A 26,172-nucleotide genomic window follows, 5' to 3' on the forward strand; every position below is an offset into this window, starting at 1 on the left:
GAGGATTTATGTCCACCCTGCATCGAACGCCGCTTTATACGCTCTGGCAACAGCGTGGGGCCAGATTCGTTCCCTTCGCCGGCTACGAAATGCCGGTCCAGTTCGAAATGGGGATCAAGCGGGAGCACGAGCACACCCGTCGCCAGTGCGGGTTGTTTGACGTCTCCCACATGGGGCAGATGCTGATTCACGGTAGCCGGCCGGCGCAGGCACTGGAGCGGGTGTCACCCATCGATGCCGCCGGGATCCAGCCCGGTCGGCAACGCTACGGGCTTTTCACCAGCAATACCGGCGGTATCCACGATGATTTCATGGCGGTCAACGCCGGAGACCATCTCTATCTGGTCGTCAATGCGGCCTGTCGCGCCGCCGATGCCGCGCTGCTGAGAAGCGGGCTGGGCGATGGCGGTGTTCTTGAGGTTGTCGAGGACCGCGCCCTGCTGGCGCTTCAGGGGCCTTCGGCGCGCCAGGTCATGGGCAGGCTGTGCCCGGCGGCAACAGCGCTGACCTTTATGCAGCATGCTCGGTTTGACGTCATGGGGCATGAGCTGTGGGTGAGCTGCTCGGGGTATACCGGAGAGGACGGCTTTGAGCTGTCGATTCCGGCAGCGGGTGCCACCGACATTGCCGAGTGGCTGCTGGCTCAGGAAGAAGTGTCGCCCATTGGCCTTGGGGCACGTGATTCATTGCGACTCGAAGCAGGGCTTTGTCTCTACGGTCATGATATGGACAAGGAAACCACGCCTGTTGAAGCCTCGCTGGGCTGGGCGGTCGGCAAGGCGAGACGTCAGGGCGGCGAGCGTGAAGGCGGATTTCCGGGGGCGGACGTTATCCTGACCCAGCAGGGCAATCAGGACACCGAGCGGGTGAGAGTGGGGCTCAAGGCCGACGGAAGAGCGCCGGTTCGTGAGGGAGCGTCGCTTTACAACCTTGACGGTGACCCTATTGGCGAGGTGACCTCAGGCACGTTTGGGCCGTCGGTCGGCGCCCCGGTGGCCATGGGCTATGTCAGACGTGAGTTCCGGGAGGCCGGTCAGACACTGCAGGCAGAAGTTCGCGGTCGGCGTCTGGACATGACCGTGACACCAATGCCGTTTGTTACGACGCACTATCATCGCGGTTGAGGGTAATAAAAAAGGCCCTGCATCGATTGGCAGGGCCTTCAGGATAACGCTTGTGGCGCGTTTTCGATTGCCTCGTTACATGCCAAACAGCATGCCCCGCAGCGCAATAATAATCAGCGCCATACCGTGGGCCAGTACAAAGCCGATTAACGCGCCGGCGGCGACATCGGTGATGTAGTGCAGGCCCAGAATGACGCGGGACAGCATGACCAGTACGGCAAAAGGGGCCACCACGATCAGCATCTGGGGAACGAACAGCGCGGCCAGCGTAGTAAACATTACGGCATGCAGCGTATGGCCACTCGGGAAGCTGTAGCGGTCCAGCGGCGGCATGGTGCAGGGAATTTCAAAGGAGATGTAGGGGCGCTCACGGCACAGCCGGTTTTTGAGCAGGCGATAGAGAATGCCGCCTACCGCCGCTGAAAGGCCAAAGCAGACCCCCAGAAACCAGCCATACCACCACTGGGTCAGCAGTGGAATGCTCAGACACATCGCAATCCATGCCGGCGCATCCCCCAGCCGGCTTGCCCAGCGCAGTACAAAAAGAAGCGGACGATAGGCGCCAAGGCGGGCCAGCTTATTGCACGCTTTCCACTCGAGTGTATCGAGTCTTTTGAATACCGGAATAAGTCGTTCACCTGCCATCGTTCACCTCCTGTGCCTGAAGCAGATAGTCAATAAAGGCATCGCCAATCTTTGGCCAGCCCAGTGTATGTACCCGCTCACAGGCAGCACCCCCCATTGTTCGGGCTGATGCCATGTCTTTGCAAAGCGCCACGGCCGCCTCGATAAACTGCGCTGGTCTGTCAGGGGCGGCAAGCTTACCGTGTATGTCCTCACAAATCAGCTCACCTGCGGCTGCGTAATCAAAAGCGGCAACTGCCAGTCCGCTGGCCATTGCCTCGGTCACGACGTTGCCAAAGGTTTCCGAAAGCGACGGAAACAGAAAAATATCGGCACTGGCATAGTGCCTTGCCAGTGCCTGATCGCGTTGAAACCCCGCGAAATGGGCCCAGGGAAGACGCTTTTCCAGCAGCGCACGCTGTGGCCCGTCACCAACCAGCACCGCCTTGAGGTTCGGCTGGCGTGCTCGCATGGCCTCGAGCGTATCGATCAGCAGCAAAACGTTTTTCTCGGCCGCAAGGCGCCCGACATGCAGGGCAACCGGCGTCTCGTCATCGGCCCCCCATTGTGTGCGCAGCGAAGTATCGCGCTGGCGGGGCGAAAAGCGCTCGTAATCAAGGCCTCTACTGAGCACCTTAACATTGTCATAACCATAGTGGGCGAGATTGTCTGCCTGGGCTTTGGTCGGTACCAGTGTGATGGTCGAGCGATTGTGAAAACGACGAAGAAAGGGTCTGACCAGCGGCGTGAGCACTTTCAGCATGATGTAGTGCCGGCTGTACTGATCGAAGTTGGTATGAAACCCGCTAACCACCGGGATGCCCAGCCGGCGCGCCTGATTGAGTGCAGAAAGTCCAAGTGGGCCTTCCGTGGCGATGTAGACAACATCGGGTCGATGAGTGCGCCACAGTCCTGCAATCCTGCGCGGGGCCGGAAATCCCATGCTGACGCCGTCGTAGTCCGGAATGGGGATGGCGCCGACCTGAAGCTCTTCACTCATCAGTTCATCGTGATGAGTGGTTCGCGGTCTGGGGCGAATCAGCTGCAGCGACATTCCACACCCCTTCAGGTGGCGCGACAGGTGGCCAAGCGTGTGCGTGACGCCATTGATTTCGGGTGCCCAGGTTTCGCTCACAAAAGCGACCTTCAACGGTGGCCGAGAAGTATCGTGATGCTGGCCAGTATCGCCGTCGCTTGTGACATTCGCGAGGCGATCAGGTGACGTTTGAGTGTCGCGTGTCATCGCATGATCTGCCTGGGATTGAAGGGGCGTCCGGCATTACGCGTGTCAAAAAGAAGATCATGGCGGCCGGTACCGGCATCGCGCCGCACCTCGCACACTGGGGTGCCTGCGCTGATGCGCTGACCATTGCTGACATTGAGGCGGTCGCACTGGGCATAGACGCTTTGCAGGTTCTTGTCGTGATGAACGATCACGACCCCGCCGAGCTGGCGCATGGTGCCGGCAAAGCGCACGGTGCCGGAGGAGACCGCCCGAGCCGTGCGGTCTCCTCCGGCAGAAAGAAGCATGGGCTGCAGAGCATCACGACTGTCCTTGCCGAACTCGCGCTGGACCTGGCCACCGCGCAGGGGCCATGACCATGGTCCAATGCCGCTGGGCAGTGCACTGGCCGGTGCCGGACTGGACTGCGCGCCGGCAGTACCGGTAGCGCGTGAGGCGGTCGATGCCGAGGCGCTGCCGACCGGCACGGTAAGCAGCTGACCGATCCGCAAACGGTTCGGGTCAACGCTGCGATTGGCTGTACTGATACGGCCACTGGACGTGTTGAAGTGGCTGGCGATACGCCCGAGCGTATCGCCGCTTCGCACCGCATAGCGATACTGCCCGTTGCCCGGGGCACGTTCATTGCGACCGGGCAGCATCAGCTGCTGGCCGATGCGCATGTCGTTGGCCCTGACACCCGGATTGAAACGCTGCAGGCGCAGCAGCGGAATACCGGCCTGGCGAGCAATGGCGCTCATGGTATCTCCCCGCTGAACGGTGATATAGCCGGCTTCGCCGCCACCGCCGGTACTGCGCCCGGCACACCCTGCCAGTAAAAGGAGCACTAAAAGGGTCAGGAAGCGGTAGTGCATGAGAGTTGCTGATCCTTTTCCTGCCATAGCGCATTGATCCATGCCTGAAAGCGTTCCCTGTAATACGTGTCGTTGAGGTAGTCCCCGCCGGGCATCCAGACGGGGATATCCAGCCGTCTTGCCTTCAGGGTGATGCCGGCGCTTTTCCCGCACAGCAGGTCCCGAAAGCGCGTCCGGCCGTGACGATAGTCAAGTGTTACATCGATGATACCGGAGAGTTCATGCCCCATCATCGTCATGACCTGGGCGCAGCCGCCGGCACGAGGCTTGAGCAGGTGCTGATAGGGGCTTTGCTGCTGTTGATGTTTGGCCCTGGTGAAGCGCGTGCCCTCGGCAAAGTTGTAGATGGTAACAGGCGTACGGTCGATATGGGTCAGCAGTTTTCGGGTCGCCTTGAGGTCATGCCTTGCCAGATGTGGTCGGCGTTTGAGCTGGTCGGCGCTATAGCGTCGCATCATCGGAAACTCGAGTGCCCACCAGGCCAGTCCCAGAATCGGTACCCAGATCAGCTCACGCTTGATGAAAAAGCGCGGCATCGGCAGATGTTTGTGCAGGGCATAGAGCATCACAAAGACATCCGTCCAGCTGCGGTGATTGGCAATCACCAGCCAGTGGCGCTCTCTGGAAAGCGTGTCGGGCAGGGAAATCTCCCAGTCCGGTTTCAACCAGTGGCGTATCCAGACGTTATTGGTCGTGATCCAGAGGCTGGCGATACGGTTCAGGCATGCGAGCAGCTGCCCCTGCAGGGAGCGAAAGGGAAGTATCAGCTTGAGAAGACTTAATACGACCAGTGGTATGCCCCAGAACAGCGTATTGCCGATCAGCAGCACGATACTGATGATGCCCTTGAGCCATGCCATGGTGATCCGAGTCCTTGTTGCCGTGTCCGTATCCTAATGGATCGTTTGCGCCGGGCCCAGCACAAGGATGACGCAGCGCTGCCGGGGCCACTACAATGCCCGTCCGCCGAGCAAGCCGCGACATTTCAAAATCTCAGGGAGCATTGAGTGCGGAATCTGCCATCGACATTACCAGTACTGTTTATCTGTGAAATCTTCTTTTTGCTGGGCCATGGCTTGATCATGACCCTGCTTGGCGTGCGCATGTCGCTTGAAGGGTTTCCATCACAGATGGCGGGGCTTTTGATGTCGAGCTTTTCGCTGGGCTTTGTGGCCGGCAGCTATCTGCTTGAAAAGCGAATTCGCTCGGTCGGCCATATCCGGGTGTTTTCGGCCTGTGCCGCGGTGCTGGCGGTGACGGCCATGCTGCACGGGCTCTGGGTCAATCAATGGGCGTGGCTGTTCTGGCGCTTGTTTGGCGGGGCAGCCACCGCCGGTTTGTTGATGGTCATGGAGTCATGGGTCTCGGGCGAGTCGAGCAACGATAACCGGGGCCGGGTGTTGTCGATCTATCTGGTGATTTCCACCACGTCGCTGGCGGGTGGGCAATGGCTGCTCAATGCGGCCGACCCGGCCTCGATGGTGCTGTTCAGTGTGACCGGTATTCTGTTTGCCCTCTCTCTTATACCGTTATCCATTTATCGGATCCACGGGCCGGCGCGTTCCGGTCACGAAACCGCGCTCAAGCTGCCGCTCAAGGTGCTCTACAAGCGGGCGCCAGTAGGGCTGGCAGGGGCTTTTGCAGCCGGCATGATGGTGCAGGCCTTTTTTGCCATGACGCCCTACTATGGTCAGGAAATCGGGCTTTCGACAGGGCAGACAGCACAGTTCATGTCCATTACCACGCTGGTGGCACTGGTCGCACAGTGGACGCTGGGTCGGGTCTCCGACCGGCTTGATCGCCGCAAGGTCATTTTGTTCATGGCGCTGGTCATGGCCATCTCGGGCGCCGTGATCTCTTTTGTGGCGCGAACCGACTATCTGTTTCTGCTACTGACGGCCTGTCTGCATACGGCCATGCTGCATACCCTGTATTCCCTGAGCCTTGCCCATACCAACGACTGGCTGGAGCCGGAAGAGACCATTCAGGCCAATGCCAAGCTTTTGATCTGGTACGGGATCGGCTCGATCGTGGGGCCGTTCAGCGCCTCTCTGGCCATGCAGCTTTTCGGGCCCGACGGGCTCTGGATGTTTCTTGGAAGCGTGTCACTGGTGCTGGCGGGCTTTGTCCTGACGCGCCTGCGCGGGCGACGCAGCTGGGCGCCTGAAGTGGCGCAGGAACCCTGGGTACCGACAGCGCCAATGGAAACGTCCCACTACGTGGAGCTGGACCCGCGCTACGAGCCTCATCAGTTCGAACTCGAATTTGGCCCGGAGCAGGGTGCCCGTTAGGTCCTCATCAGCCGCCGGGCAGCCGGGCAAGGGCGGAGCGCACCCCCTGGTAATAGCTCCCGCCGAACATATAGAGATGGTTTAAAAGCGGGTAAAGCTGAAACAGGGTGCGCCGACGCGGCCAGTCTTCCGGTGCGCTGCCGTCCCAGTAGGCCTCGTAAAAGGCATCGGCAGGACTGCCGAAAAGTTCGAGCAATGCGATATCCGCCTCGGGATAGTGACGATAGATGGCCGGGTCGATCAAAGCCGGCCCCAGCGCGCTGAAGTGCACGTTGCCGGACCATAGATCCCCGTGCACCAGGCTTGCCGGGGCATCCGGCAGCCAGCTTTCAAGCGCCTCGGCAACGCTGAGAAGCTGCTCGTGTACGCCACGATCCATGCGCTTTTTTTGCAGGCACTTTTGCGCCAGCGGCAGCAGGCGGCATTCCCTTTGAAAGACGCGACCGTCGTCATGACAGGTATTGATCTGTGGTGTGGTGCCGGCAAAATTATCGCGGTGCCAGCCGTGCTTGCCGCTGGTATGGGCATGCAGGGCGCGCAGCCCGCGGCCGAAGGCTTCATGCGCCTGCCGGTCGGGGCGGGCCGGCGGCAGATAGGTCATGACCAGTGCGCCGGGCAGCTCTCCTAAAATGTCGGGAATGACCAGTCCGGTATCGGCTTCACGCAGGGCTTTGAGACCGTCGGCTTCCGCTTCAAGCCCTTCAGGGGCGGCGTGTTTGACCAGCACCTCTCCCTGCGCGGTGGCGACACGCCAGACCTGGCCGATATCGCCGCCGCCGAGGGGTTCGGGAGAGGCCGTGGCACTAATGCCCAATGCCTCGAGCGTTTCCTGAGGGGTTGATGACGCCATGACGCGCTCCTTTTGTGTCGACATGAGAAAATATCTACACAGCGTAGCAGTGCCATAAGACGTTATTGATCCGGCCCCGGGGGCCGCGGGCGCTTTTCCTCCGTGTCACGGCCTGTCTGCCGCGGTGTTTCCCGATGCGGTCTTTCTTCACTTTGAAAGAGCTTGTAGAACTCTTCGATGGCGGCCCGGTCGCTTTCGAGAAGCTGGGCATTATCGTCGCGATACTGATAGGACTCTTCAAACAGGCGGGTATCAAAATCGCGAAAGGTTCTGACCGCCTGACTGGCGCTGGCGCTGGGATAGCCCAGCCCGACCAGTACCTCGTGAGACAGTTCGAGACTGGCTGCGAAGGTTTCCCGGACGACGACGTCCACACCCAGCTCCTGCAAACGCCAGGCGTGATGGCGGTTGCGGGCACGGGCATGAATGCTCAGGTTGGGATAGTTGTCTCGCGCCAGTCGCGCAATGGTCAGGGCGGCCTGTTCGTCGTCCACACAGATGATCAGCATGCGCGCGCGATCCAGGCCTGCCGAGCGAAGCAGCTCCAGTCGGGTGGCATCGGCGTAATAGATGCGCGAGCCAAACTGACGGATAAATTCCACCTGACGGATGTTGGGATCCAGTGCGGTAAAGCGCACGTTTTGCATCTTGAGTACGCGCGCCACCATCTGACCAAAGCGCCCCAGACCTGCAATGATGACCGGTGGATCATCATCGGGGAACTGGTTGTCCCAGCTTTTCGTGGGTTTGAGACGATCGCCGAGGCGGCTCCCCAGCGTGTAAAGAAAGGGCGTGCAGGCCATCGAGATCGTGACGGCGGCGATGCACAGACTGGCAATGCGCTGTTCAAAGACACCGGCGGCCACAGCCGTGGTCAAGAGTACAAAATCGAACTCGCCGCCCTGGGCGATTACGGCGGCCAGGCGTGGAATGTTCTGACGCGGCAGGCGTGCGATGACCCCGACCACACACAGCACCAGTATCTTGACCCCTAAAATGGCAAGCGTGATGCCCAGCACAGTCAGCAGATTGTGCATGACCAGCGAGAGATCGACCGACATGCCGACCGCGATGAAAAACAGGCCGAGCAAAATGCCCTTGAAGGGTTCGATGTTGGCTTCGAGTTCGTGGCGATAGGGGGTGTCCGCCAGCAGTACGCCGGCTAAAAAGGCGCCGAGAGCCATGGAAAGGCCGGCCTCTTCCATGACCCAGGCGGTCCCCAGCACCATCAAAAGCGCGGCGGCCGTAAAAACTTCATGAACTTCGCTGCGCGCTACAAGACGCAGCACGCGCGGAAAAACGAAACGGCCCACCAGCAGCGTGGCCGCAACGATGGCGGTGGTGGTGGCAATATCCAGCCACAGGTTGGCGTCTTCAGATCCGGCATTGCCGGCAAGAATGGGCATCAGGGCCAGCAGGGGAATCACGGCCAGATCCTGAAACAGCAAAATGGCAAACGCGGTCTGGCCGTGCGGGCTGGCAAGATGCTGATGGTCGGTCAGAAGCTGCAGGGCAAAGGCGGTGGAGGACAGTGCCAGTGTCAGTCCGAGCATGATTGAAGCGCTGTGCCCAAGCCCCAGCATGAACCCCAGTGGCGTAAGCAACAGCCCGGTCAGCAGCAGTTGCAGACTCCCCAGACCGAACAGACGCCCGCGCAGACGCCAGAGCCGGGCGGGCTCAAGCTCCAGGCCAATCACGAACAACAGCATGACCACGCCGATTTCGGAAAAATGCAGTACCGATTCGGGATCGGCAATAAAACCACTGATCGAGGGCCCCAGGATCAGCCCGGCGCATAGATAGCCCAGTATCGATCCAAGGCCGAATCTGGCGAACAGAGGTACCGCCAGAACGGCGGCGCCCAGCATGACGGTGGCTTCAAGCAAAAAATGCATGGCAGTGCGTTCCGAAAGGGGCAGACCAGTGCATCAGCCCGGGCACAGGCGTTACGGCCTCTGCCCGAACGATCAGTCGTGCTGGTGACGGTAAATCAGCGGTATTGTCCGCTGTCGGCCTTTTTGATCAATGCTTTCAGGGGAGAGTAGATCTCCGGTGTGCAGACCAGCAGGTTCTCGCCATAAAGCTCGGCGGAGATCCCTTCCGGGCAGTCATAGACATGGCCGGTGCGGGCGCCGGCCTGACGCGCGATTAAAAGCCCTGCGGCAAAATCCCAGGGAGAGCAGCTTTCGTAGTAGCCATCCAGCCGGCCACAAGCGACGGCGCACAGATCCAGTGCCGCGGCCCCGTTGCGGCGAATGTCGCGGCAGTTTTCCAGCACGGCATGCAAACGTCTGAGCAGCGGGAAGCGCGCATCACGGTCATAGGGGAAACCGGTGCCGATCAATGAGTTGTCAAGCTCACGCGTGGCGCTGACCGAGATCGACTCGTCGTTGCACCAGGCACCGCTGCCGCGAATGGCGGTAAAGGTTTCGTTCAGAAACGGTGCGTGCACGACGCCCACATGAACGCGCCCCTTGTCGGCCCAGGCAATAGAGACCGCCACATGGTGATGGCCATGGGCAAAATTGACGGTGCCGTCGATGGGGTCGACAACCCACAGCGGTTGTTCATCACTAAGGTTGTGGCGTTCCGGTGAAAGCTCCTCCGTCAGGCGCGCCTCGCCCGGAAACAGCGATTCCAGCTGCTCGCTGATATAGCGATCAACGGCAACGTCGATGTCGGTGACCAGCTCGTTGCCATGCTTGATGTTGCGCTGCAGGCTGCCGCCTTCACGTGCCGCCCTGATACGACGTCCTGCTTCGTGGGCGATGCGGGTGGCTTTTTCAAGGCGTTCTTCGAGCGTCATGCAGACTCCTGTCGGGTGTGGTCGTGAAAGATGAATCGCTGGTGCGTCAATGCTCAGCGCTTGACCGGTCGTTTTTGCAGTTTGCGCTGCAGGGTGCGCCGGTGCATGCCCAGACTGCGAGCGGTGGCCGAGATGTTGCCCTCGTTGTCCTGCAGCACACGCTGGATGTGCTCCCAGGTCAAACGGTTGACGGACGGCGGATTTTCGGCAATTTCAGCATCCGGATTGCCTTCCTGGGCATCGAGTGCCTGTAGCACCTCGCTGACCTCAACCGGTTTGCAGAGATAGTTTACCGCGCCCAGCTTGATCGCCTCGACGGCGGTGGTGATGCTCGAATAGCCGGTCAGTATCACGACCCGGCAGGCCGGGCTGATCGAGAGCAGACTCGGCAGAAACTGCAGCCCGGAGCTCTCCTCGAGTTTCAGATCCAGCGTTGCGTATTCCGGTGGGCGACGCTGTGCGAGCTGTCGCGCCTCTTCGATGGTCGCGGCCACCATGACATCAAACTCATGGCGCGTCAGGGCGCGCTCCATGATCTGGCGAAATACAGGGTCGTCATCAACGACCAGAAAGGAAGCCTTTTCGTGCATGACGTGTCATTCCTGTGAGAGTGAAGCGGGCGAGGACGGATCAGTATCCGGATGTGGCAGCCTGACCTCGGTCAGCGTGCCCCCTTCGGTCTGGTTATAGAGGCTGACGCTGCCACCGAAGCGGTCCAGCGTCGAGTGGGTCAGGAAAAGACCGATGCCCAGTCCTCGCGACTGCCCAGAGATAAAGCTTTCTCCCATGCGGCTGGCAATCTCCATGGAAATGCCCGGGCCGTGGTCAACAATCGAGATCACGAGCTGGCGCACGTCTTCTTTGAACGAACTTTCACTCAGTGTAATGGCGATATCGTGCGGATTGGCATCGGCGGCATTGTTGAGCAGATTCATGATGGCCTGATCCAGCGTGGGATCGGCCATCAGGGGAATCGAGCGGTGGTCGATGTGGAGCTTGTGGGTGACATCCGGGCGCATGACCAGCCAGCGCTGAATCAGCGCTTCAAGCCAGTCAGCAGCGTTGACGCGTGCCGGCGGGTCACTCTGGCGACGTTCGGCGCTGGCCACCAGTTCACGAAGGTGGCGCTTGCAGGTGTCGACCTGGCTGCGCAGCAGGTCAAGATCGGCGCGCTGGGTGTCGGACACGGGCTCGGATTTCATCTCGTCGATCAACATGATCATGGTCGACAGCGGCGTGCCCAGCTCATGAGCCGTCCCCGCGGCCTGGCTTGCCACGGCCAGAATCTGCTCGTTGCGAAGCGCTGCCTCCCGCGTGCGCGAGAGCATCCTGTCGCGCTGGCGCAGAGTATCGGCCATGCGAAAGATCACAAAGGTAATCAGCCCGGCGCACAGGGCAAAATTGAGCCACATGCCCAGCACATTGAGGGTCAAAAGGCTGTCGCCGATTGTGTGGCGAAGCTCTGGCACCGGCTCGAAAAAGAGCATGAGCATCGAGTAGGCCACAAGCGCCGAAGCGGCCGTGATGCAGGCGTGTCGCCAGGGCTGTGTGGCAGCGGCCATGGCCACGGGAATCAGATAGTAGGTGATGGCCGGATTGGTGGCCCCGCCGGTGTAGTAAAAGATCAGGGTCAGGCCTGACACATCGATGAGTAGATGGATCAGGTATTCGATATCCGTGACCTGGCGCGTTCGGCCCAGCCGCCACCAGGTGGCCACATTGAAAAGCCCCATGGCGACGATAATGGCAATAATGGGCACGACCCTGAGCTTGAAGTTCATGACCTCGATGCCAAAGAGGATCACGACCAGAAAGCACGTCCAGGTAATACCCCGGGCAATGGTCAGCCGTACCAGATTGCGGGCCGGTGTGGTCAGCAGTAGCGCCTGCGTCATGAGAGTCCGGAGCAGAGAATGTAGCGTTGTGTGTCCATGATATCGCACTCATCCCAGGGGCGTGGAGTAAAGAATGGCAGGCGCCGCCCCGCCGTCCGGATTACTGGCGTGATGGCGCTATTGTGCCTAACGTGAAAAGAGCAGGGTGGGCACCCGCTGTCTTTCTGACACGCCCGCCCTGCCTTGTGCCTCGAAGGAGGAGATAATCATGATGATGCAATCTCGCGTTGATAGCGGCCATGCGCTTGGTATGTCCATGAGCGAGCCGCCGGTGCAGCCACCGGACCCGCAGCCGCACTCCCCGCCGGAGGAGCCGCCGCAGCCGCAGGAACCGCCGATCGAGGAACCGCCGATCGAGGAGCCACCGATGGAGGATCCGCCCCTGCAGGATCCCCCGCCGTCACAGCCGCCGCCCGAGGTGCCACCAGAGCAGACACCGCCTTATCAGCCCTGACGCTGAACTCGTCAGCGATCCGGTGCCTCGTTCAGGCCGACCCCACAAGGGTCGGTCTTTTAACGTTTGCAGTATCGATCTGACATGGGCGATGCGTCGGGCCTTCTATCCCCGCAGCTGGCACTGCCTGTAGAATGCGGGCAAATCCGTTCACGTACAGACTGTGTACATAATGACTACTGAAGCACCCATGACCGATACCCGGATCGCCCAGGAAGCCAGTCTTCGCCGAACCTTTGCCATCATTTCCCACCCTGATGCGGGCAAGACCACTATTACCGAAAAGCTGCTGCTGTTTGGTAACGCCATTCAGGTGGCCGGCGCCGTCAAAAGCAAGCGTCAGGAGCGTACGACCACCTCCGACTGGATGAAGATGGAGCAGGAGCGTGGCATCTCCGTGACCACCTCTGTCATGCAGTTCCCCTACAAGGGGCGCATTGTCAATCTGCTGGACACGCCCGGGCACGAGGATTTCTCCGAGGATACCTATCGCACGCTCACTGCGGTGGACTCTGCCCTGATGGTTGTGGACGGTTCCAAGGGCGTCGAGGATCGTACCATCAAGCTGATGGAGGTCTGTCGGCTGCGGACCACGCCGATTCTGACCTTTATCAACAAGATGGACCGCGATACGCGAGATCCCGTTGAGGTCATGGACGAGATCGAGACCGTGCTCAATATTGCCTGTGCCCCGGTCACCTGGCCGATCGGCATGGGGCGTCACTTCCGCGGCGTCTACCATCTGGTCAATGACACGATCCATCTCTACAAGCAGGGTCAGGGCAACCGTATCCCCGAGGATGTCAAAATCGAGGGGATCAATAATCCGCAGGTCGATGAAACGCTGGGCGCCGCTCAGGCGGCCGAGCTGCGTGAGGAGATCGAGCTGGTTCAGGGCGCCTCCCACGAGTTTGATCTGGAGGCCTACCGTCGCGGCGAGCTGACGCCGGTCTTTTTCGGTACGGCCATGGGCAATTTCGGCGTGCGTGAGATGCTCGACGGGTTTGTCGAGTACGCTCCCTCGCCGAAGCCGCGCGAGACCAATCTGCGCGAGGTCACCGCCGAGGATGGCAGCTTCAGCGGGTTTGTCTTCAAGATTCAGGCCAACATGGATCCGCGCCACCGTGATCGCATCGCCTTTTTGCGTGTCTGCTCCGGCAAGTACGAGCGCAACATGAAGATTCACCATGTGCGCATCAAAAAGGACGTCAAGATTGCCGATGCCCTGACCTTCATGGCTGCTGACCGGGCGCACGTCGAGGAGGCCTGGCCCGGTGACATTATCGGCTTGCACAACCACGGCACCATCCAGATCGGCGATACCTTCTCCAGCGGTGAACAGATGCGTTTCACCGGTATCCCGCATTTTGCGCCCGAGCTTTTTCGCCGCGTGCGCCTGAGAGACCCGCTCAAGACCAAGCAGCTCCAGAAGGGCCTCCAGCAGCTCTCCGAAGAGGGGGCAACCCAGGTCTTCATGCCGCTGGACAACAACGACATGATCGTGGGAGCGGTTGGCATGCTCCAGTTTGACGTGGTGGCGCATCGTCTCAAGGATGAATACAAGGTCGACTGTCTCTATGAGCCGATCAACGTACAGACGGCCCGCTGGATTCATGGCGATGAGCGCAAGCTCGATGAACTGCGCAACAAGGTCAGCACCAATCTGGCCATCGATGGCGGTGGACATCTGACCTATCTGGCGCCGACCCGGGTGAATCTGCAGCTGATGGAAGAGCGCTGGCCCGATCTCTCCTTTGATGCCACGCGAGAGCACTGAGCCGCGCGGCGGTCCGCCAGGGAGCTGTCTGTCTGGTTCGTTGGCTATAGTAGGGCGGGTAACAGTGACAGGGTGGCCGGCGAATTCGTCGGCACCCGGTTATTCATAGGACGTTTGAGCGCAAGGAGGGCGTGGCATGCCAAGGTTTATCAAGGAGTTTCGCGACTTCGCCGTCAAGGGCAACGTCGTGGATCTGGCGGTAGGGATCATCATTGGCTCGGCCTTTACCGGCATCGTCAACAGTCTGGTGCGGGATGTCTTTACCCCGGTGCTGGGTCTGATTACTGGTGGTATCGACTTCACCAATCTATTTGCGGTGCTAAAAGAGGGGGCGCAGACGGCAGGCCCCTACAATACGCTGGCGGATGCGCAGGCTGCCGGCGCGGTGACCATCAATTACGGCATCTTCCTCAATGCCATGATTTCGTTCACGCTGGTGGCCATGGTCTGTTTTGTGCTCATCCGCAATATCCACCGCATTCGCGAGCTGGGTACCCGCAAGGACGAAGCGCCGGCGTCAGCGCCGACCGTACGCAACTGTCCTTTCTGCATCACACCCATTTCGATTGAAGCCACGCGCTGCCCCAGCTGCACCTCCGTGATCGATCCGCCGGAATCGACGGCCTCGCCCACGCTATAACGCGCGTCGCCGGGGCGTGCCCCGGCGGCGATACTGACCTGTTCAGTCGGACAGGGTTTCCGGGTCCAGCCGCTCCAGTGCGTAGGGCAGCGTCATCAGTTGGGCAGTCTCACCGTTGATACTCAGGGGCGGCATGTCCTCCTTCAGAGTCATGATGGCCAGCAGCTCAACATGAGCATTGTTCGTCGGTGCGCTCAGAACCACTTCCCCCAGCGATTTCTCCCGGGTGGCATCCATTACCTCTGTTCCCGGCGCGAGTGCGTCTTCGCCCGGTACGGATAGCCGCATCAGGCGTTTCTTGACCTGGCCGCGATAGTGCGCCCGCGCCACCACCTCCTGGCCGGTGTAGCAACCCTTTTTGAAGCTGATCCCCGCCAGTGCCTCCCAGTTGAACATCTGGGGCAGCCACTTTTCGCGCTGACGCTCGTCCAGCCACAAAAGACCGGCCTCGATGTCGAGGCGTTGCCATAACGTGGCAGGTGCCAGCGTCAGTTCGTTGTACTTCTCTCCAATCAGTTCAGCAATTCGCGCTGGCGGTGCGATTACGATCAGACGCGTCGTCTCGTGAGGGTGTCGGGTTACCGCCAGCGCGTCATCCGGGCTGACACGAACGCCCCACGTGGTCTGCGGAAGATCGGGCAGTGCCTTTTCAAGCACATCGCCGGCCTTGTGACCGGCCAGACCGGCAATGGCCAGATCATCGCGCAGAGTCAGTTCGGCCTTGTAAAACGCGGCGTATTTGGCCAGGTGCTGATGCAGGGCGTCGGCGATGCTGCGTTCCAGCAGCAGCCAGTAGCACTCCGGGGCGGCCCTGATGAGCTGTGCGTTGGCGATGGCGCGTCCCTTGGGCGTACAAAAGACCGTGGGGGGCGCGATGGTCTCGGTGGCATGTGCCGTGGACGCGCTCGACTGTCCCTGGAGAAACCGGTCGCTGTCCGGTCCGCGAACTTCCAGTACAACCCGATCCTCCAGAGAGACAAGGGCCGTATGGTTTTGCAGGTCGATGTCGGCATCTGTTTTGGATGGCAGTGTCTGGTTGTCCGATAGATGCTGCAGAAAGGTCTGGCGATGCGGATCGCTCATGGTGACTCCAGAAAAATTTGCGCAAACGATGGCAATGACGCAGGGTTGGTCTGCCTGACCGCCGATTTCATATGAAGAGCATATCTGGGCGAAGGCACCACTTTACAAGCAGCTGCAATCATTGCATTACTACCAGGAGACAGGAACGTCATGGCGTTAACATTTACCCTTAGTGGCCTCAAGGATTCCGACGACGTCAATCGGCTGACCACGGCCCTGATGGAGCTTGATGGCGTGGACACCGTTCAGGTGGCGCGCGAGTGGCTCGAGGTGGAAGGGCGTGTTCAGCCGGGACGAGTGGTCGAGGTCATCGAAAAACTGGGGTTCTCGTCAAAACGTTGAGGCCTTCAAACCGCAGCAGTGAATAAACGGGACAGCATTACGCCCCGGGAGGACAGGCAACGATGAGTATTCTTATCGAGACTGAGCGTGAGGGCGCGCTGAGACAGCGCATCGTGTTCAATGATCATGAGGCGCTTTATGCGGATGCGCCTGCCAGCGTCGGCGGCGAGGCGAGCGCGCCGGACCCGCATGATTATTTCGACATCTCGCTGGCTACCTGCAAGGCGATGACCGTGTTGATGTATGCCCGCAAAAAGGAGATGCCGCTGGATGGTGTCAGCGTTCGTATTACTCGCGACAGCAGTGACGAGCGTGACGGACACTATCGACTGCAGGTTGATATCGGTCTGATCGGTGATCTGAGTGCCCAGGCTCGTGACTGTCTTCTGGAGGCATCACAACAGTGTCCGATCCAGAAGCTGATGACCTCGGGTCAGATCGACATCGACACGCGAGCGCATCTGGGCGGCGCTTGAGTCGACCCGTTGAAAACCCTCCAGGGCAACTGTCCTTTTTTATGACAGGGCGTGTCGCTGCTTCGGCGGGACATGCCTTGTAATACTGCCTGCCTGCCATCATATGGTCTGTAAACGTCAGCTCTGACGCTTATCCGTTACCCCGCAGCCCTTGTCTATCGACTACGCTTTCGGCGGTAACGCCGTCCATCGGCCACCGCACATGCGCTGGCCCGGCCTATTTGAACCTCTTCGCTACCTGCACGGAGTGCGCATGAATCGTGAGTTCCGCATTGCCTCCGACTACAAGCCGGCGGGTGATCAGCCGGCGGCCATCGACGGGCTGATCAAGGGACTGGATGCCGGGCTGGCGCATCAGACCCTGCTGGGTGTGACCGGCTCGGGCAAGACCTTCACCATGGCCAATGTGGTCGAGCGCCTGCAGCGTCCCACCATTGTCATGGCGCCCAACAAGACGCTGGCGGCGCAGCTCTATGGCGAGTTCAAGTCGTTTTTCCCCGACAACGCCGTCGAATATTTCGTCTCCTATTACGACTATTATCAGCCCGAGGCCTATGTACCCTCATCCGATACCTTCATCGAGAAGGACGCCTCGGTCAACGATCATATCGAGCAGATGCGTCTGTCGGCCACCAAGGCGCTGCTGGAGCGTCGCGACGCGCTGATCGTGGTATCGGTGTCGGCCATTTACGGCCTGGGGGATCCGGATCAGTATTTGAAGATGCGTCTTCACTTTACCCGCGGGGAGTTGATCAACCAGCGCGACTTCCTGCGCCGGCTGGCGGAGTTGCAGTACACGCGCAACGATACCGACTTCCGCCGTGGCACCTACCGCGTGCGCGGGGATGTCATCGATGTTTTTCCGGCCGATGCCGAGGACGAGGCGGTGCGCATCGAGCTCTTTGATGACGAGATCGACACCATCAGCCTGTTTGATCCGCTGACTGGTGAAGTGCGTGGCAAGGTGCCGCGCATGACGATCTACCCCAAAACGCACTATGTCACCCCGCGTGACACGATTCTCGGTGCGATCGAGTCGATCAAGGAAGAGCTCGCCGAACGGCTCAAGTACCTGCGTGATCACGACCGGCTGGTCGAGGCGCAGCGTCTTGAGCAGCGAACGCTCTACGATATCGAAATGATGCTCGAGCTGGGTTACTGCAACGGCATCGAAAACTACTCCCGCTACCTCTCCGGGCGCGACCCGGGTCACGCCCCGCCGACATTTTTCGACTATCTGCCTGACGATGCGCTGGTATTCATTGATGAATCCCACGTCAGCGTCCCGCAGGTAGGCGGTATGTACAAGGGTGACCGTTCGCGCAAGGAAACGCTGGTCGAATACGGTTTTCGACTGCCCTCGGCGCTCGATAACCGCCCCATGAAGTTTGAAGAGTGGGAGGCGATCCTGCCGCAGACCATTTTTGTTTCTGCAACTCCCGGGCCGTATGAAGAAGCGCATGCCGGGCAGGTGGTCGAGCAGGTGGTGCGCCCGACAGGACTTGTCGACCCGGAAATCGAGGTACGACCGGCCAGCACTCAGGTGGATGATCTGCTCTCCGAGGTGCGCTCGCGCGTGGAAGTGGGTGAACGCGTGCTGGTCACGACGCTGACCAAGCGCATGGCCGAGGATCTGACCGACTATCTCGCCGAGCATGATATCCGGGTGCGCTATCTGCACTCCGATATCGATACCGTCGAGCGTGTCGAGATTATTCGCGATTTGCGACTGGGCAAGTTTGATGTGCTGGTCGGCATCAATTTGCTGCGAGAGGGTCTCGATATTCCCGAAGTCTCGCTGGTGGCCATTCTGGATGCTGACAAGGAAGGCTTTTTGCGTGCCGAGCGCTCGCTGATTCAGACCATCGGCCGGGCGGCGCGTAACGCCCATGGCAAGGCGATTTTGTACGGCGATCGCATTACGGGGTCAATGCAGCGGGCCATGGATGAGACCGGGCGTCGTCGTGAAAAACAGGTGGCCTTCAACGAACAGCACGGGATTACACCGCGCACCATCACCAAGAACGTGGCGGACATCATGGAGGCCGCTCAGGCGCCGGGCACCCGTCGCAGTAAGCGCAAGGGGGACCGTCAGGTCGCCGAAGACGAGGGGCAGTACACGCCTGAAGCCATCGGCCGGATGAGCCTTGATGACGTCAATCGTGAGATCAAAAAACTCGAGGATCGCATGCACGAAGCCGCGCAGAATCTCGAGTTTGAAACGGCCGCTTCGCTGCGTGATCAGATGCAAACCCTCAATGCGCGTTTGATCGAGCTGAAGTAGCCAATGTAACGCCCGCCTCGGGATATGGGGCGGGCGGTCCTTGTATTCATTGCTGGTTTTGACAACGGATGTCATCACATGCCGGAAGGGCCTGAAATAAGACGTGTCGCCGACCGGCTGGGCAAGGTGCTGGCGGGTCACACCATTGAGGATATCTGGTTTGCCTTCGATCATCTCAAGCCTTTCGAAGCGCGTCTAAAGGGGCAGAAAGTGACCGGCGTTGACAGCTGGGGCAAGGCGCTTTTGACCCGGTTCGAGGATGACCATGTCATCTACTCGCACAACCAGCTTTACGGCGTCTGGCGCATCATGCGCCGTGACAGCGAACCTGTTGGTAAACGCTCACCGCGACTGAGGCTGAGTACCGCGACCCATTCGGCGTGGCTGATGAGCGCTTCTGATATCTCGCTGTGGCGGTATGAAGAGCTCGATCAGCACCCGTTTCTCTCGAAGCTTGGTCCCGATCTTCTCACGCACAACGTGTGCATCGACGATATTATCGATCGCCTTCAAAGCCCGCGTTTCATGCGACGTCGGCTGGGCGCGCTACTGCTGGATCAGCATTTCTATGCCGGTATCGGTAACTACCTGCGCTCGGAGATCTTGTTTTTTGCGGGCCTGCACGAGCGCTATCGGCCCATGGACCTTGACGTTTCACAGCGTCAGCGGCTGGCCGAGCAGATTCTGGAGGTGACGGCGCGCGCCTGGCGCCATGCCGGTGTGACCAACCTTGAATGCTGGCGTGCTCCCATGATCGAGGCCGGCGAGCCAAGAGGGCGCTGGCGTCATGCGGTATTCAATCGCGCTGCACTGCCGTGTCACGCCTGTGGCACGCCCATCGAGAGGATTATGGTGTCATCGCGCCGGCTGTATCTGTGTCCGCGGTGTCAGCATGACACTCCGTCCTGCACGTAAACGCCCGTCAGGAGAAATGACCCCTATATCATAGTGGGTTATGCTCCGCCCACTGCTTTAATAACAAGGGTGGTACCCCACATGACAGCCTTGCTGGGCGGCCTGTTCATTATCTGTCTGCATCTGCTGGGGGCGCTTTCAGGCCTCATGGCATTGATGTCGAGCCGCACCTCTCAGGGCGCCATTGCCTGGATTATCTGCCTGATCACTTTCCCGTATCTGGCCATCCCGGCCTACTGGTTTCTGGGGCGCCCGCGTTTTTACGGCTATGTTTCGGCGCGCGAGCAACGCGATACGTCACTGCGCCGCGTGCTGGACCAGTTTCGAACCCTGGTGGAACCTGCCTTTGCCCATCCCGAGGATGCCCGGCTTCGCGCGGTGGAACGGCTGGCCATGCTGCCGATGACCGGTGACAACCAGTGTCAGCTGCTCATCAACGGACACGATACCTTTGAGAGCCTTTTTGAGGGCATCGAGCAGGCCGAGGATTACGTCCTCATCCAGTTTTTCATCGTGCGCAACGATGCGCTGGGCCAGGCGCTCAAAAGGCGGTTGATCGAATGTGCCGAGCGCGGCGTACACGTCTTTTTTCTTTATGACGAGATCGGCACACACGCCATGCCGGACCGTTATTTTGAAGAGCTTCGCGCGGCAGGCATTGCCGTGCATCCCTTTGGCTCATCAAAGGGATGGCGTCATCGCTTTCAGGTCAATTTTCGCAATCACCGCAAGATCATGGTGGTCGACGGCCGCCAGGGGTGGGTCGGTGGTCTCAACGTTGGCGTTGAGTATCGCGGCGAAAGCAAAAAGCACGGCCACTGGCGTGACACCCATCTGAAGCTCACCGGGCCGGCGGTGCTGGGCCTGCAGGAATCCTTCTGGGAAGACTGGCACTGGGCGAGTGGCGATATTTTGTCGCTGGCCTGGCACCCGCGTCGGGCGCCGGGGGAGGCGCGACAGCATGTGGTGATCGTGCCGTCCGGGCCTTCTGACCCGCTGGAGACGGCCAGTCTTTTGATTCAGCACGCCATTAATCAGGCCAACGAGCGTTTCTGGGTGACCAGCCCTTATTTCGTGCCGGATCAGGGCGTGCAGGACTCGCTCAAGCTGGCCGCTCTTCGAGGCGTTGATGTACGAGTCATGATGCCGGAGCGCCCGGACCACCTGCTGGTGTTTTTGTCGGCGTTTTCCTTTCTCGGCGCCATGATTCGCGCCGGCGTTAAAATATACCGTTATCAGCCCGGTTTTCTACATCAGAAAACCTTTTTGATTGATGATCACACCAGCGCTGTCGGCACGGTCAATCTGGACAATCGCTCGTTTCGTCTCAACTTCGAGGTGACGGCCTATGTGGCGGATCGGACCTTTGCAGCAGAGGTGGCGCAAATGCTTGAAGCCGATTTTGATAACTGTCGGCAGGTGACTCTTCAGGAGATTGACAAGCGCCCGCTGTGGCACAAGCTGGCCTCACGGGCGGCGTATCTGGCCTCACCGATTCAGTAATCGGTGAGGGGACAGCATTGCCGACAGGTTAATGCTCGGCTTGGCCGGCAGTGGCGGTACCGGATGATCGGCCGTTGTAGATATCCAGATCGATTTCGCGTTCGCTCTTGCCCACAAGCGTTGTCACCATCAGATCGCCGGATACGTTCACGGCGGTTCTTGCCATGTCCAGAATGCGATCGATGCCGGCAATCAGGCCCAGTGCCTCCAGCGGCAGGTTGGTCTGGGCAAACACGATCGACAGCATGATCAGCCCGGCGCCGGGTACGCCTGCCGTACCGATCGAGGCGAGTGTGCCGGTCAAAACGATCATGACATAGTCGGCCGTGCTCAGATCGGTGCCGGTCAGCTGTGCCACGAACAGGGCGACAACCCCCATGTAAAGCGCGGTGCCGTCCATGTTGATGGTGGCGCCCACCGGCAGCACAAAGCCTGCCACGCCTCGTGAAATCCCGAGCTTTTCCCGCGCGCAGCGAATGGAGACGGGAAGGGCGCCGGCACTCGACGCCGAGGAGAAAGCGATCACGATGGCGTCCAGACTGCCGGTCAGATAGCGCCGGGGGTTGAGCCTGGCCAGCACGGCGAGAAGACCGCTGTAGACCACCAGCACATGAAGTATGCAGGCGATATAGACCACCCCGATGACCTTGAGCAGCGGAATCAGAACGCTCAGGCCGTACTCGCCGGCGACTACCGCAATCAGGGCGAAAACGCCGACCGGGGCACAGGCCATGATCAGGGAAGTGAGCTTGTAGAGCGCCTCGGCAGTCGAGTCGATGACCCGGATCAGCGGTTTGCCGCGCTCACCGATCAATACCAGCGACACGCCAAGTGCGATGGCAAAAACGATGATCTGCAGGATGTTGCCTTCCACCATGGCGCTGATCGGATTGGTCGGTACCAGCCCCACAAGAATGTCGGTGAGGGAGGGCGCCTCACCAGGCGAAACGCTGTTGTCCATCTGCATTTCGACCCCGGTACCGGGCTGAAAAATGGAGGCGGCAAGCATGCCCAGCGTAATGGCAAAAGCGGTGGTCAAAAGATAGAGCGCGACCGCCTTGCCACCGATTCTGCCCATCTTGGCCGGGTCGCCCATGGAAACGATGCCGCTGATCAGGGAAGTGAAAACCAGCGGCACGATCAGCATCTTGATGGCGTTGATGAAAAGCTCGCCGATGGGGGCAAGCCACTGAGCGTGGTCGCCAAGCAGCCAGCCGGCGATCACGCCGAGAACCAGACCTGCCATGATTTTTTGCCACAGGGGAATGCCGGCGCGTGCATGCGTACTTTTGGACATGAGGCGGTCTCTTTTGGCTGTTGTGGAATGTGTCATATCCGGGAGGGGCAGCCTATCACTTACCGGCCCGGGGCGGTTAGAATCGCGGCCTCGCGCCCTGAGGGGGCAGGCTGATCAACAAGGCAGGTATCAAGCGTTGAATCTGGAAACCAAATGGCTGGAAGACTTCGTGGCCTTGAATGCCACGCGCAGCTTTTCCGCCGCCGCCCGACGCCGACATGTCACTCAGCCTGCCTTTAGCCGCCGTATCCGGGCGCTCGAGCAGGCGACAGGCGTCATGCTGGTTGACCGCTCCACCACACCGGTCAGCCTGACGCCCGAAGGGCAGCTTTTTCTGGTGACGGCGCGCAGTCTGGTCGAGCAGCTTAACGAGAGCATCAGTCATCTGCGCGGGCTCAATATTGCCAATGAGGCGCTCGATATTGCAGCGGCGCACTCTCTGGCACTGGCCTTTTTTCCGCGCTGGATTTCCCGGCTGCAAAAGGGCGTGGGCGAGCTGCCGACACGTTTGATGGCGATGAATGTGGGAGACGCCATTCATGTTCTGCGTGACGGCAACTGTGACCTGATGCTGGCCTATCATGATCCCTACGCCACCATGCAGCTTGATAGCGAGATATTTCCTTCCTTTTCCATCGGTCAGGTCTGCATGCTGCCGGTATGCGTGCCGGATGCGCAGGGCAACCCTTTGTTTGATCTCGAGGCCGGTGACAGCATTCCACACCTGTCCTACACCCAGGGCGCCTTTCTGGGGCGCAGCGTTCACATGCTGTTGAAAAATGACCCGCTTCGCCTGCGGCTTCGTACAATCTACGAAACCGCCATGGCAGAGGGACTCAAGGGTATGGCACTACAGGGGGTGGGCATGGCGTGGATCCCCGATTTCTGCATTCACGAAGAGCTGGCGTCCAAAAGGCTGGTCCGCGCCGGGGATGAGAAGTGGAATATCCCGCTGGATATCCGACTTTACCGCTGCTCGCTGGTGCATAAGCCCGATGTCGAGCGGCTCTGGCATCAGTTGCAAAAACTGCCGCGCGACTTTCTCAAAATGTAATAGGCCTCAATGTAATGGGCTTTGAAATGTCGCCTGCGGCGTCGTAGTAACATTGTGCCAGGCTTTCACTACATCATTTGCTCAGGGAGAGTGTCATGCGGTATGTGCAGGCTCGAGTCATCGGCCATGTTCAGGGGGTGGGGTTTCGTCAGGCGACGGCGCAGCGCGCTCGCGAACTCGAGGTGGTGGGTTATGCCAGCAATCTTGAGGATGGCAGCGTCGAGGTCGGTATGGCAGGCAGCGACGACAGTGTGTCAGCCCTGATTGACTGGCTTCAAACGGGGCCGCCTGCCAGCTGCGTGGACCGGGTTACCAGTGAGGAGATTGCGCCACAGCAGTGGTCGGCGTTTCAGACCGGTTGATGCGGCCATGACATCAGAGCGGTCAAAAAAACGCCATGTCCTGGCGACATGGCGTTTTGACGAGCCCGCCGCGCAGGGCTACTGCTTTTTGGCGTGTCGGGCTGTTGCAGACTGATCCAGCGCGGTGATGAAGCTTTCGCCCCAGCGATGAATGTCGTGTGTGCTGATCACCTTGTGAAGACGCTGCCAACGCTCCTTGCGCTCTTCCAGCGACATGGACAGCGCGGCATCGAGCATGTCGGCCATCTCTTCGACATCAAAGGGGTTGCACAGCATGGCGCCGTCAAGTTCTTCAGCCGCGCCGGCCAGATTCGACAGCAACAGTACGCCCGGGTCTTCCGGGTCCTGAGCTGCGACGTACTCCTTGGCGACCAGGTTCATGCCGTCGCGCAGGGGGGTGACCAGCCCGACCCGGCTCTGGCGCATAAAGCCCATCAGGGTTTCGCGGTCATAGCCGGTGTTGAGATAGCGCAGGGGCATCCAGTCGTAGGTCGAAAAGCGGCCGTTGACGTGTCCGGCAATGCGCTCAAGCTCGCGACGCAGGCTGGCGTAACGCTCCACGCCGGTTCTGGATAGCGGCGCAATCTGGAGATAGGTCACGTTGCCATAGCGTGTATGGGTGTTTTCCAGCAACTGCTCAAACGCCTGGAAGCGCTTGTAGAGCCCCTTGCTGTAATCAAGACGGTCCACGCCGATGATCAGCGGGCCGCCCTGCAGGGAATCCTTCAGGCGTTTGCTGCGCGAGGACTGCTCACCCTTTTCCGCCATCTCGCGAGCAGTATCCACATCGATCGAGATGGGGAAAACGCCCGTGTTGATGCGCCGATGATCGAAAACAACGGTATTGCCTTCAACGGTGGAAACGCCACTGCGCTCGACGTTGTCAAGAAAGTGTCTGAGGTCGGTAGCCGTCTGGAAACCAATGGTGTCGTAAGCACACAGATGTTCAATCATGCGCTCATGATGCGGCAGGATTCGAAACACCTCCCACGGCGGCACTGGAATGTGGAGAAAGAAGCCGATCGGGCTTTCCACGCCCATTGATCGCAGGTAGTGGCCGGTCGAGAGCAGCTGATAGTCATGCACCCAGATAGAGGCGTCGCTGTCCGGCGATACCTGCCCGGCGACCTGACGAGCAAAGCGCTCGTTGACATGTTGATAGCCGGCATCCTTTTCACGTGAATACTCGACCATGTCCGAGCGGTAGTGAAAAAGCGGCCAGAGCACTTCGTTGGAGTAGCCAACGTAGAAAAGCTCATGCTCCTGCTCGGTCAGCGGGAAGGTAGCAAACTGCACGCCCTCGTTTTCGTAACTTTCCGGGTCGTGCTGTTCTGCATCTTCTACCAGCTGACCATTCCAGCCCATCCAGAGCCCGCGTGTACGGCTCAGAGCGTTCATGACCCCTACTGCCAGCCCGCCCTGGCTACCGCTGTCCTTGTCGGGCGAGGGGACGCGATTGGATACCACGATCAGTTGCTTCAAGGTTTCCTCCGTGAAATCTGTGATGCGTTCATGAGTGCTGCAGCTGCGTAATCCATCGATCAAGCCACTCATGAACGGCTTTCGGGTCGGTCAAGCGGCTGGCGGCGATGCTCTCACCCGTGCCAACCTTGATGGCCAGGCCCTGATGGGCGTTGACGATGCGAAAGCCGTCTTCGTCGGTGCGGTCATCACCGATAAAAACCGGGCACCGGTCTGCAAATGGCGGGGTGGCCAGAAATCGTTCCAGAGCCACACCCTTGTCGTATCCCTGTCCCTTGATCTCGAACACGAACTTGCCCTGATGAAGCTCCAGGGTCTCCGGGTATTCATCGATCAAAGCGGTCAGCTCCGGCTCGAGTATGTCACCCGCCTCGGGCCGATGGCGATAATGCAGGGCAAGGCTGGCCCCCTTGTCTTCCAGATAGAGGGCGTCATCACGATCAACATGTTCACTGACCCGCTGGCGGACTGCTTCAAGCGCCTTTTGATGATGTTGAGCAATATGACGATTGCCCTGGCTGTCACGCCATTCGGCGCCGTGCTGGCCCGACATGGCAAGTCCGGGCAGAGTCAGATGTTTGTCCAGATCGTCAATGCCGCGGCCGCTGATGACGGCAACCGCCCTGTCAAGAAGGGTGCTGAGCGTTTCAAGGCGCGTTCTGAGCGCCTCCTCCACGACAATATTGTCGGGATGATCCACCAGGTCGACCAGCGTGCCATCAAGGTCCAGAAAAAGTGCCCAGGGCCGATCCCGCTCCGGCACTGCCGGTACGTCACTATTGTCCTTTGTGCTCACCGTTGCCTCCCTGTCATGGC

General features: G+C 59.8%; 25 protein-coding genes. 12 read left to right on the forward strand and 13 right to left on the reverse strand.

Features of this window, described 5'->3' with window-relative positions:
* Nucleotides 1-8: 8 nt before the first annotated feature.
* Nucleotides 9-1,124, forward strand: coding sequence for a glycine cleavage system aminomethyltransferase GcvT (gcvT, locus tag ACS92L_RS04320; protein WP_438767291.1), 1,116 nt, complete (start codon nt 9-11; stop codon nt 1,122-1,124).
* 75 nt (nt 1,125-1,199) lie between these two features.
* On the opposite strand, the gene ACS92L_RS04325 is transcribed toward gcvT, so the two are convergent.
* The 4 genes from ACS92L_RS04325 to ACS92L_RS04340 form a co-directional block, all read right to left on the reverse strand.
* Nucleotides 1,200-1,769, reverse strand: a complete 570-nt coding sequence (locus ACS92L_RS04325; protein WP_438767292.1) for a phosphatase PAP2 family protein — start codon at nt 1,767-1,769, stop codon at nt 1,200-1,202.
* Entirely contained in the window at nt 1,759-2,802 is a 1,044-nt protein-coding gene (locus tag ACS92L_RS04330) for a glycosyltransferase family 4 protein (RefSeq protein ID WP_438767293.1), read from the reverse strand. The genes ACS92L_RS04325 and ACS92L_RS04330 overlap by 11 nt, the downstream gene beginning before the upstream one ends.
* A gap of 185 nt (nt 2,803-2,987) precedes the next feature.
* Nucleotides 2,988-3,845, reverse strand: coding sequence for a LysM peptidoglycan-binding domain-containing protein (locus ACS92L_RS04335; protein ID WP_438767294.1), 858 nt, complete (start codon nt 3,843-3,845; stop codon nt 2,988-2,990).
* On the reverse strand, nt 3,827-4,705 hold the full coding sequence (locus tag ACS92L_RS04340) for an acyltransferase (protein WP_438767295.1): 879 nt from the start codon (nt 4,703-4,705) through the stop codon (nt 3,827-3,829). The genes ACS92L_RS04335 and ACS92L_RS04340 overlap by 19 nt, the downstream gene beginning before the upstream one ends.
* Nucleotides 4,706-4,852: 147 nt before the next feature.
* On the opposite strand from ACS92L_RS04340, the gene ACS92L_RS04345 reads away from it, so the two are divergent.
* Nucleotides 4,853-6,136 carry an MFS transporter gene (locus tag ACS92L_RS04345; protein ID WP_438767296.1) on the forward strand — a complete coding sequence of 428 codons (1,284 nt, stop codon included), beginning with the start codon at nt 4,853-4,855 and terminating at the stop codon, nt 6,134-6,136.
* Nucleotides 6,137-6,143: 7 nt separating this feature from the next.
* On the opposite strand, the gene ACS92L_RS04350 is transcribed toward ACS92L_RS04345, so the two are convergent.
* From ACS92L_RS04350 to ACS92L_RS04370, 5 genes are all read right to left on the reverse strand, one after another.
* A complete protein-coding gene (locus ACS92L_RS04350) occupies nt 6,144-6,986 on the reverse strand; it encodes a fructosamine kinase family protein (protein WP_438767297.1) in 843 nt (280 codons plus the stop codon).
* A gap of 62 nt (nt 6,987-7,048) precedes the next feature.
* Nucleotides 7,049-8,881, reverse strand: coding sequence for a monovalent cation:proton antiporter-2 (CPA2) family protein (locus tag ACS92L_RS04355; protein ID WP_438767298.1), 1,833 nt, complete (start codon nt 8,879-8,881; stop codon nt 7,049-7,051).
* Between the two features lie 95 nt (nt 8,882-8,976).
* On the reverse strand, nt 8,977-9,792 hold the full coding sequence (locus ACS92L_RS04360) for an inositol monophosphatase family protein (RefSeq protein WP_438767299.1): 816 nt from the start codon (nt 9,790-9,792) through the stop codon (nt 8,977-8,979).
* A gap of 53 nt (nt 9,793-9,845) precedes the next feature.
* Nucleotides 9,846-10,382, reverse strand: a complete 537-nt coding sequence (locus ACS92L_RS04365; RefSeq protein ID WP_438767300.1) for a response regulator transcription factor — start codon at nt 10,380-10,382, stop codon at nt 9,846-9,848.
* A 6-nt stretch (nt 10,383-10,388) separates the two neighbouring features.
* The gene (locus ACS92L_RS04370; RefSeq protein ID WP_438767301.1) at nt 10,389-11,687 is read right to left on the reverse strand and encodes an ATP-binding protein; all 1,299 of its coding nucleotides are present in this window, start codon (nt 11,685-11,687) and stop codon (nt 10,389-10,391) included.
* A 208-nt stretch (nt 11,688-11,895) separates the two neighbouring features.
* On the opposite strand from ACS92L_RS04370, the gene ACS92L_RS04375 reads away from it, so the two are divergent.
* The 3 genes from ACS92L_RS04375 to mscL all read left to right on the forward strand — a co-directional run bounded on the left by ACS92L_RS04375 (nt 11,896) and on the right by mscL (nt 14,558).
* Entirely contained in the window at nt 11,896-12,141 is a 246-nt protein-coding gene (locus ACS92L_RS04375; protein WP_438767302.1) for a hypothetical protein, read from the forward strand.
* A 190-nt stretch (nt 12,142-12,331) separates the two neighbouring features.
* On the forward strand, nt 12,332-13,918 hold the full coding sequence (locus ACS92L_RS04380; RefSeq protein ID WP_438767303.1) for a peptide chain release factor 3: 1,587 nt from the start codon (nt 12,332-12,334) through the stop codon (nt 13,916-13,918).
* A gap of 136 nt (nt 13,919-14,054) precedes the next feature.
* Complete coding sequence (gene mscL / locus ACS92L_RS04385; RefSeq protein ID WP_438767304.1) at nt 14,055-14,558, forward strand: large conductance mechanosensitive channel protein MscL; 504 nt, start codon at nt 14,055-14,057, stop codon at nt 14,556-14,558.
* A gap of 42 nt (nt 14,559-14,600) precedes the next feature.
* On the opposite strand, the gene ygfZ is transcribed toward mscL, so the two are convergent.
* Nucleotides 14,601-15,641, reverse strand: coding sequence for a CAF17-like 4Fe-4S cluster assembly/insertion protein YgfZ (gene ygfZ, locus ACS92L_RS04390; RefSeq protein WP_438767305.1), 1,041 nt, complete (start codon nt 15,639-15,641; stop codon nt 14,601-14,603).
* A gap of 150 nt (nt 15,642-15,791) precedes the next feature.
* Here ygfZ and ACS92L_RS04395 point away from each other — a divergent pair, with 150 nt between their 5' ends.
* From ACS92L_RS04395 to cls, 5 genes are all read left to right on the forward strand, one after another.
* The gene (locus ACS92L_RS04395; protein ID WP_115853187.1) at nt 15,792-15,983 is read left to right on the forward strand and encodes a heavy-metal-associated domain-containing protein; all 192 of its coding nucleotides are present in this window, start codon (nt 15,792-15,794) and stop codon (nt 15,981-15,983) included.
* A 62-nt stretch (nt 15,984-16,045) separates the two neighbouring features.
* A complete protein-coding gene (locus ACS92L_RS04400) occupies nt 16,046-16,459 on the forward strand; it encodes an OsmC family protein (RefSeq protein WP_438767306.1) in 414 nt (137 codons plus the stop codon).
* A 253-nt stretch (nt 16,460-16,712) separates the two neighbouring features.
* A complete protein-coding gene (uvrB, locus tag ACS92L_RS04405; protein ID WP_438767307.1) occupies nt 16,713-18,743 on the forward strand; it encodes an excinuclease ABC subunit UvrB in 2,031 nt (676 codons plus the stop codon).
* A 78-nt stretch (nt 18,744-18,821) separates the two neighbouring features.
* The gene (nei, locus tag ACS92L_RS04410) at nt 18,822-19,658 is read left to right on the forward strand and encodes an endonuclease VIII (RefSeq protein WP_438767308.1); all 837 of its coding nucleotides are present in this window, start codon (nt 18,822-18,824) and stop codon (nt 19,656-19,658) included.
* Nucleotides 19,659-19,739: 81 nt separating this feature from the next.
* Nucleotides 19,740-21,161 (forward strand): cardiolipin synthase, encoded by a 1,422-nt coding sequence (gene cls, locus ACS92L_RS04415; RefSeq protein WP_438767309.1) that lies wholly within the window; start codon nt 19,740-19,742, stop codon nt 21,159-21,161.
* 28 nt (nt 21,162-21,189) lie between these two features.
* Here cls and ACS92L_RS04420 read toward each other — a convergent pair whose 3' ends face one another.
* Nucleotides 21,190-22,458, reverse strand: a complete 1,269-nt coding sequence (locus ACS92L_RS04420; RefSeq protein ID WP_438767310.1) for a dicarboxylate/amino acid:cation symporter — start codon at nt 22,456-22,458, stop codon at nt 21,190-21,192.
* A 136-nt stretch (nt 22,459-22,594) separates the two neighbouring features.
* Between ACS92L_RS04420 and ACS92L_RS04425 the strand changes: the two genes are divergently transcribed.
* Nucleotides 22,595-23,512: a LysR substrate-binding domain-containing protein gene (locus tag ACS92L_RS04425; RefSeq protein WP_438767311.1), complete on the forward strand. Its 918-nt coding sequence runs from the start codon at nt 22,595-22,597 to the stop codon at nt 23,510-23,512.
* Nucleotides 23,513-23,607: 95 nt separating this feature from the next.
* Entirely contained in the window at nt 23,608-23,874 is a 267-nt protein-coding gene (locus tag ACS92L_RS04430; protein ID WP_438767312.1) for an acylphosphatase, read from the forward strand.
* A gap of 78 nt (nt 23,875-23,952) precedes the next feature.
* On the opposite strand, the gene ACS92L_RS04435 is transcribed toward ACS92L_RS04430, so the two are convergent.
* Together ACS92L_RS04435 and otsB are read right to left on the reverse strand one after the other, a co-directional pair.
* Nucleotides 23,953-25,356 carry an alpha,alpha-trehalose-phosphate synthase (UDP-forming) gene (locus ACS92L_RS04435; RefSeq protein ID WP_438767313.1) on the reverse strand — a complete coding sequence of 468 codons (1,404 nt, stop codon included), beginning with the start codon at nt 25,354-25,356 and terminating at the stop codon, nt 23,953-23,955.
* A gap of 28 nt (nt 25,357-25,384) precedes the next feature.
* On the reverse strand, nt 25,385-26,152 hold the full coding sequence (otsB, locus tag ACS92L_RS04440) for a trehalose-phosphatase (protein WP_438767314.1): 768 nt from the start codon (nt 26,150-26,152) through the stop codon (nt 25,385-25,387).
* Nucleotides 26,153-26,172: the final 20 nt, after the last annotated feature.

Source organism: Kushneria halocnemicola (assembly GCF_965650455.1).
Taxonomy (GTDB): Bacteria; Pseudomonadota; Gammaproteobacteria; order Pseudomonadales; family Halomonadaceae; genus Kushneria.